The 6,839-nt window shown below is 56.2% G+C and carries 9 protein-coding genes; 7 read left to right on the plus strand and 2 right to left on the minus strand.

The features are described 5' to 3' along the window. Positions 1-61 precede the first annotated feature (61 nt). On the plus strand, positions 62-946 hold the full coding sequence (locus DC3_RS27060) for a LysR substrate-binding domain-containing protein (RefSeq protein WP_146891298.1): 885 nt from the start codon (positions 62-64) through the stop codon (positions 944-946). Between the two features lie 131 nt (positions 947-1,077). Here DC3_RS27060 and DC3_RS27065 read toward each other — a convergent pair whose 3' ends face one another. Then, a complete protein-coding gene (locus DC3_RS27065) occupies positions 1,078-1,698 on the minus strand; it encodes a C40 family peptidase (RefSeq protein ID WP_186816294.1) in 621 nt (206 codons plus the stop codon). A gap of 286 nt (positions 1,699-1,984) precedes the next feature. On the opposite strand from DC3_RS27065, the gene DC3_RS27070 reads away from it, so the two are divergent. Together DC3_RS27070 and DC3_RS27075 are read left to right on the plus strand one after the other, a co-directional pair. After that, a complete protein-coding gene (locus DC3_RS27070) occupies positions 1,985-2,365 on the plus strand; it encodes a hypothetical protein (RefSeq protein WP_222594842.1) in 381 nt (126 codons plus the stop codon). Positions 2,366-2,553: 188 nt separating this feature from the next. Further along, entirely contained in the window at positions 2,554-3,204 is a 651-nt protein-coding gene (locus DC3_RS27075) for a uracil-DNA glycosylase (protein ID WP_146891307.1), read from the plus strand. Positions 3,205-3,207: 3 nt separating this feature from the next. Here the strand turns inward: DC3_RS27075 and DC3_RS27080 are convergent, their stop codons facing one another. Further along, entirely contained in the window at positions 3,208-3,942 is a 735-nt protein-coding gene (locus DC3_RS27080) for an AIM24 family protein (RefSeq protein ID WP_186816295.1), read from the minus strand. A 176-nt stretch (positions 3,943-4,118) separates the two neighbouring features. On the opposite strand from DC3_RS27080, the gene DC3_RS27085 reads away from it, so the two are divergent. From DC3_RS27085 to aat, 4 genes are all read left to right on the plus strand, one after another. Next, the gene (locus DC3_RS27085) at positions 4,119-4,382 is read left to right on the plus strand and encodes a DUF1844 domain-containing protein (protein ID WP_146891314.1); all 264 of its coding nucleotides are present in this window, start codon (positions 4,119-4,121) and stop codon (positions 4,380-4,382) included. Continuing rightward, complete coding sequence (dtd, locus tag DC3_RS27090; protein WP_146891317.1) at positions 4,383-4,832, plus strand: D-aminoacyl-tRNA deacylase; 450 nt, start codon at positions 4,383-4,385, stop codon at positions 4,830-4,832. Continuing rightward, positions 4,829-5,857 carry a M23 family metallopeptidase gene (locus DC3_RS27095; protein ID WP_146891320.1) on the plus strand — a complete coding sequence of 343 codons (1,029 nt, stop codon included), beginning with the start codon at positions 4,829-4,831 and terminating at the stop codon, positions 5,855-5,857. The genes dtd and DC3_RS27095 overlap by 4 nt, the downstream gene beginning before the upstream one ends. Before the next feature lie 305 nt (positions 5,858-6,162). Continuing rightward, complete coding sequence (aat, locus tag DC3_RS27100) at positions 6,163-6,747, plus strand: leucyl/phenylalanyl-tRNA--protein transferase (RefSeq protein WP_146891323.1); 585 nt, start codon at positions 6,163-6,165, stop codon at positions 6,745-6,747. The last annotated feature ends 92 nt before the right edge of the window (positions 6,748-6,839 follow it).

Below are 6,839 nucleotides of genomic sequence, written 5' to 3' on the forward strand. Positions count from 1 at the left end.
ACATTTTCGAGTGGACTTTCATTCGTTTTGCGAATCAAGCTTCAGGGCTTTAAGCTGAAGCATGGAACTCCGGCACCTCAGGTACTTTGTGGCCGTGGCAGAAGAGAAGCACTTCGGGCGTGCCGCAGAACGGCTCTTCATCACCCAGCCGCCACTCAGCCAGCAGATCCGTCACCTTGAGGAGGAACTCGGGGTCAAACTCCTGAAGCGCACCACCCAGAAAGTGGAACTTACTGAGGCCGGAAAGGTCTTTCTGGAGGAGGCCCGCACCACCCTGGAGCATGCAGACCGGGCCATCAGTGCCGCCAGAAGGGTGGGACGCAGCGAGGCAAGCAGGCTGGAACTGGCCTTCATTGCCTCCGTTGCATCTTCCATCCTGACGCCCCTGCTGGTGGCTTTTAAAAATGCCCATCCAGAGGTGAATGTGAACCTCGCTTTCATGCGCACCTCGGATCAGATTCCAGCTTTGCAAGAAGGCCAGATTGATGCGGGTTTTGTGCGCCTTCCCTTCAGTGGTCAGGGTCTGGTTCTGGAGGAGGTTGCCAGAGACCGCTTCGTGGCCCTGCTGCCTCCAGACCATGCTCTGGCAGGGCAGGAAAAAATCAACCTGCTGGACCTGAAAGACGCCCCTTTCATCACCACGGAGCCACAGGCCTCGCCGGATTTTCAGACGGTGCTCTTAGAGATGTGCGCCAAAGCAGGATTCAGGCCCAGCATTGTGCAGGAGGCAGGGAACCTGCAGGCTGTGGTGACCCTTGTTGCAGCAGGCATGGGGGTTTCTCTGGTGCCTGAAGGGGTGGCGGAGACTGCGCCGCCAGAAACCCACACCCGGGAAATCGACATGGAACCCACCTGGTCCAGCATGGCCATTGCATACCGCAGAGACAACAGAAGCAAGACCCTTTCGAAGTTTCTGTCTGTGCTGCACACCCAGCTTGGCAGATGAGGTTTTGAAGAGGGTGGGCTGGGCTACAAAGCCACTTGCATCAAAATGCAGATCTGGTGAGAGGCATCCAAAAACAGGCATTCCCCCTGAAGCCACGCTGACAGGGGGAACAACTCAAAATGTGAAGTTTATTAGCGTCCAAGCACCCGGCGGGCACCCACATAGGTGCTGCGGTAGTACGCTTCGTTGATGTTGCTGACAATCACACCCGTGCGGGGAGTGCTGGCATGGATGAACTGACCGTCGCCGAGGTAGAGGCCCACATGGGAGATCCCTCTGCCACCTGTAGCGAAGAAGACCAGATCACCTTCCAGCAGGTTGGCCTTGGAGACAGGGCTGCCGTAGTTGTACTGGCCCGCGCTGGAATGGGGGAGGTTCACACCCATCTGCTTCATGACGGCCATGGTGAAACCAGAGCAATCGATGCCGCGTTTGGACACTCCACCATACACGTAAGGAACCCCGCGCCATGAGGCGGCGATCACACGCACCTGACTGTTGCGGGTGCTAACCTGTGTTTTGACAGGGGCTTTGGGGGCTGTGGCTGCAGCGCTCTTGGCACCGAGCTTGAGTTTCTGGCCAATTTTTAAAGTCGAGCTGGACAGTCCGTTCAGCTTGACCAGGGATTCGATGGAGACTTTGGTGGTGCGAGAGATGCTGCTGAGGGTATCTCCCGACTTCACCGTATAGGTGCCAGCGGCCTGCGCCATGGAGAGACAGAGCAGGAATACAAAAAGCAGAACTTTCCTCATCGCAAGAATGATAACATCTGTGAGAAATTTCTCCATTCATGCATTTATGAGAGCAGAATTCACGCTTCCAGAAGATGCTCCTGAAGCCAGGGTGAGAAACTGAAGGAACCCTGAATTCACACTTTCTAATCAGTATATCATCTGACTTTCATTAAAGAGGTGCGTTGACACCCCCAAAATGCTCTTTTTATAATAAGAGCGTCATGACCATTTCAAGGACCATCCCTGCTCACATCAGTTGTGACGCGGGTTTTTTTTCGTGCCATGACGGAAAGGTAGGCAAACAGTGAAGACACTGATGAGCACTGAAGAGATCAGCAGAGGCCTCAAGCACTACCGCCGCATCGCCAAGCAAGATGTGCTGCGCGCCCCGGAAACCCCCAACCCCGACGCCTTCCGGGTCCACGCCGAGTCCAGACGTGAAATCTACAGTGCCCTGAGTGACTGCGCTGCGAGTGGCTCCAGTGAAGATGTGATCAATCGCGCACTGGACTACTACCGCCAGCTTCCTTTTGTGACCGGCACCAAAGAAGGGGAATTCCCTGACATCAAAGGCAAGGAAAACGCCCTGGAGAACTTCTTTTTGATGATCGGCCTGGACCCCAAAGTCCGCCGTGAAGCCCGCAAGGACCGCAAATCCCTGCAAGATTTTCTGGCTGGAAAATAACACGAGATGCCCAGTTGACTGGCAGGAGGGGTGATCCCCTCCTGAATTTTTTTGTTGTGCTGCATAAGGCCGAGAGCCAAAAGCAGAAGGCATTTGCTCAGGCAAGGCATGTCTCGCCCAGTGCCAGAAATGGCCGATGAGACTTGCAGGGACCACTGAATCGCCCCATCCTGTAAAATGCACCCAGCATGGACCGTGCCGCAGAACTCTTCACACACCAGCAGGCTGCAGAAGTTTGCAAGTCCTGCAGGCTGTGCCAGACCCGCACAAAAGTGGTGTACGGCGAAGGCAACCCGAACACCGACCTGATGTTCATTGGAGAGGGACCCGGACGGGATGAGGACCTCTCCGGGCGTCCTTTTGTGGGTCTTGCAGGGCAGCTTCTGGACCAGATCATCGGGGCAGTGCAGATCTCGAGGGAATCGGTGTACATCGCCAACATGGTGAAATGCCGCCCACCCAACAACCGCAACCCCGAACCAGATGAGGTGGCTGCCTGTCGTCCCTGGCTGGACCAGCAGCTTTCCATCATCCGTCCAAAAGTGATTGTGACGCTTGGGAATGTGCCCACCCAGTACCTCATGAACATCCGGCAGGGGATCACCCGCACCAGAGGCAACTGGTACGACTTCCACCATTCCAGTGGCTTCACCGCACACCTGATGCCGATTTATCACCCGGCTTTCCTGTTGCGAAACCCCACCCGTCAGGTGGGAGGCCCCAAAAGCCTCACCTGGAGGGACATCAAAGAGGTGAAAGCGACGCTGGACCGGTTCAGACAGGGAGAGATGGAAGCTGCAGCACCCGCAGCAGAAGAGGACCAGGGAAGGCTGTTCTGAAGCTCAATACATCCCGACGGTAGGGGTCAACCAGACCTGCCCTGTGCCTTCAAAAACCGTCACCAGGCCCTCTCCAGACTGGGCAGAGGCCAGAATCCCCTTGCTGGATTTCTGAACGGTCATGCGCACACCACCTGTGCGGGCAAGGGCAAAGTTCCCATCCACCACCAGTTTTTCGTTGTTCAACTCGGCAATCATGATTTCTGCTTCTGGCACGGGGGTGTACAGGGCCACGATGCCGCTTCCACGGATCAGGGTCTGGAACATGCCTTCACCAGACAGAGCGTTCCCCAGAATGGAATCTGGCCGCTTGATGCTGAACTGCAGGTTTCCGGCTCCGGCCACAAAAATGCCCCGGTCGATGATCAGGTCCTCTACAAGGTCCAGCAGAAGGTAATGCTTCCAGGTGGGTTCCAGAAAGATGGTGCCAGTCCCTGTGTACTCGGTCTTGAACACCGTTTCGCCTGTCAGGGCTGCACTGACTGCACGCTGCAGAAACCCCCCCACACCACCACCAGACTCCACCTTGAGTTCGATGTGGCCTTTCATGTACTGAAGCTGCCCGGGCTCGGCCAGCAATTTGCCGTTTGAGAGGGTGGCCCGGAGGGTCTTCAGTCTGATGCCCTGTTTCTCCCGGTAATACATTTCGCTGGCCGACTGGGGGTTGCCGAGCAGTTTCTGGTACTCCATCACCTCCAGCACACAGCCCTGGGTTTCCTGGCGGCGGATGGACAACATGTGTTCTGTCTGCATGTCTCTTCATACGGCACACAGACAAAAGACGTTCCAAAGGAAGATCCTGATCTCAGCAAAAATCGTTTAAACCCATTCCACTGTCCTGACCTTCATACTCGCTTTGCTCGGCAAAAGTCTGTTCAACAGACTTTTGCTGAAAGCAATATAATCTGCTTTGTATGCCAAACGCTGACTTTGTGGGACTGGTCCAGAGCCTCCTCTCCACCGCCGAGGGCGCGATGGGAGAATTCAGCCCGGTGCACCACCGGGTGCAGAACGATGGCCTCGCCAGAGACCGCGCCAAAAAGACCGTGGAAAGCAGCCTGAGACTCCTGATCATGCTGCAGGAAAAGACCCGGGGCAACCTGGACTTCACCGAGAGCGACATCCTCTCAAGCGCCATTCAGGTGGTGCGGGATTACCACCATCAATTTGAGGCCTGAATGCGCATTGTGCTTCAACGCGTGAAACATGCCTCGGTCACGGTGGAAGGTCAAATCACCGGAGCCATCCAGCAGGGTTTTCTGCTGCTGGTGGGTGTGTCCCACGAAGACACCCTGCAAGACGCTGAACTTCTGGCCTCCAAGATCGCAAAACTGCGCATCTTCAACGATCAGGACGGCAAGATGAACCTCTCCATCGATCAGGTGGGAGGCCAGATCCTTTCTGTGAGCCAGTTCACCCTCTTTGCAGACTGGCGCAAGGGAAACCGCCCCTCTTTCATCCGTGCTGCGAAACCTGAGCAGGCAAAAGCCCTGTGGGAAGAGTTCAACCACTTCCTGAGAAAGCAAGGGCTGGACGTGCAGACAGGCATTTTCGCTGCTGACATGAAAGTCGAACTCTTCAACGATGGTCCGGTGACCCTGATCCTCGACTCCAAGGAGACCGCATGAAGTTCCACCTCAAACCCCTCCTGGCCACCCTGAGTCTGCTTGGTCTGGCCCAGGCCGGGGATTACACCGTCAAATCCGGAGACACCCTCTCCCGAATTGCCCAGCAGTTCGGGGTCAGCGTGCAGGACATCAAAAGCACCAACAACCTCAAAAACGACATCATCCGGATCGGGCAGGTGCTGGACATCCCTGGCCTTTCAGACACCGAGACCGTGGAAGTGGGAGACCTGAAAGTCACCCTTCCCAAACGCGTCTGGGATGGAGATGCCTTCAGCGTGCGCCTGAAGGGTGAAGATGCTGATAAAGCCATTGTGCGCTTCATGAGCGAAACCAGTGAAGACGTGCGTGAACCTGCCGAGTACCTGAAAGCCGTGAACATCAAGGACAAAGAAGCCCTTGTGCTTGGCAGGGTGGTGCTCGGGAACGTGGGCAAGACCATCCAGATTGAAATTGCCCTCAAAGACAAAGTGGAGACCCTGGAAGTTCCAGTGACCGTCAAACAGGCCACTGCACGCCCACTGAACCTCGCCCCTGAGGTTGCAGCCAAACTGAACCCCACCAACCAGACCCGCGAAGACCAGGCCCTCAACAAGGTCTACGCCATGCGGACCCCCCAACAGTGGAGCAAAGCCTTTCAGGACCCTGGTGTAAAAGCCGTTTCTGCAGGCTTCGGGACCAAGCGCATCTACAAGCCCGGTGACCCTGTGAAATACCACTACGGAACGGACCTCCCGGCCAAGACCGGCACCCCGATCTATGCGGTCAACGACGGAACCGTGGTGATCGCCGAGAAATTCGAGATCCGCGGCAACCTCGTGGTGATCGACCACGGCCTGGGTGTCCAGAGCCTGTACTTCCACCAGTCCAAAATCCTGGTCAAAGCAGGAGATAAAGTCAAAAAAGGAGACAAGATCGGTGAGGTTGGGAGCACCGGACTCTCCACCGGTCCCCACCTGCACTGGGAAATGCGGGTGCGTGGCGAGGCCACCAACCCGCAGGGATGGGTCGGGAAAGTTTACCCCTGAAGATCCCAGACAGGGCATGTCCCCCAGTGAATCTGGGGGATTTTTTTGTTTTGGGGCACTGAGGCCAGATCCCCCTGTCCTTCGTGTCACTCAGGACTGTCCCCCTTGTTAAGGGGGACTTGTAGGGCGTCTGGGACGCTTCCACTCCATGTGCCCACCAACCTCCAAAGCTGACGGGGGGACCGCAGAGCGTCAGCGATGCGCGGGGGGATCTGGCCTCAGCACCCTCAATCCAGAATTCCCCGGGCAACAGGGGATATGACCCCATCTCCCTTGAAACCGCGTGGTACCGTAAATCCCAGAATATGATGAAACACCTGGATGTGTTTGACATTGCCAATGGATACGCACAGGGCCTCTTTTTGATGGCTGGAGAGGATGGCACCCTGGGCTGGTATTCTTCCCGGGAACGCACGCTGATTCCGCTGGATGACCGTTTTCATGTGCCCAGATCCCTCCGGCGTGCCCTGAACAGTGGGCGCTTTGAAGTGCGCATCAATGGGGATTTTGCAGGGACCGTGGAGGGGTGCGCCAACCGGGAAGAAACCTGGATCTCTGATGAATTGAAGGACGTTTACCACCGTCTCAATGAAGCAGGCTTTGCCTATTCCTTTGAGACCTGGCATGAAGGTGAACTTGCTGGAGGCATCCTGGGCATTGTTCTGGGAGGGGCCTTCATCGGAGAAAGCATGTTCTACCGGGTTCCAGAGGCCAGCAAGGTGGCGATGGTGCGTCTGGTGGAGCACCTCAGGAACCGCAAATTCACCCTTTACGATGCCCAGCTGATGAACCCGCACCTGGAGCGCTTCGGGGCGTACAACATCACCCCGAAGCAGTACCAGAAGCTGCTGGACAGGGCATTGCAACAAGATGTCTTTTTTGACGACTGACCTGCATGTTATGGTGGCCTGACTCACCCCATTCAAAACAGAGCTCAGGAGGCCTGACATGAAAGAGCACATTCTCAAGGAACTGACCGAGA

Source organism: Deinococcus cellulosilyticus NBRC 106333 = KACC 11606 (assembly GCF_007990775.1).
GTDB lineage: Bacteria > Deinococcota > Deinococci > Deinococcales > Deinococcaceae > Deinococcus_C > Deinococcus_C cellulosilyticus.

What these genes read in the sequence shown, in the direction of transcription:
- DC3_RS27060 (WP_146891298.1), top strand. Translation starts at nt 62, where the DNA reads ATGGAACTCCGGCACCTCAGGTACTTTGTGGCCGTGGCAGAAGAGAAG.
- DC3_RS27065 (WP_186816294.1), bottom strand. Translation starts at nt 1,698, where the DNA reads ATGAGGAAAGTTCTGCTTTTTGTATTCCTGCTCTGTCTCTCCATGGCG.
- DC3_RS27075 (WP_146891307.1), top strand. Translation starts at nt 2,554, where the DNA reads ATGGACCGTGCCGCAGAACTCTTCACACACCAGCAGGCTGCAGAAGTT.
- DC3_RS27080 (WP_186816295.1), bottom strand. Translation starts at nt 3,942, where the DNA reads ATGTTGTCCATCCGCCGCCAGGAAACCCAGGGCTGTGTGCTGGAGGTG.
- DC3_RS27085 (WP_146891314.1), top strand. Translation starts at nt 4,119, where the DNA reads ATGCCAAACGCTGACTTTGTGGGACTGGTCCAGAGCCTCCTCTCCACC.
- dtd (WP_146891317.1), top strand. Translation starts at nt 4,383, where the DNA reads ATGCGCATTGTGCTTCAACGCGTGAAACATGCCTCGGTCACGGTGGAA.
- DC3_RS27095 (WP_146891320.1), top strand. Translation starts at nt 4,829, where the DNA reads ATGAAGTTCCACCTCAAACCCCTCCTGGCCACCCTGAGTCTGCTTGGT.
- aat (WP_146891323.1), top strand. Translation starts at nt 6,163, where the DNA reads ATGATGAAACACCTGGATGTGTTTGACATTGCCAATGGATACGCACAG.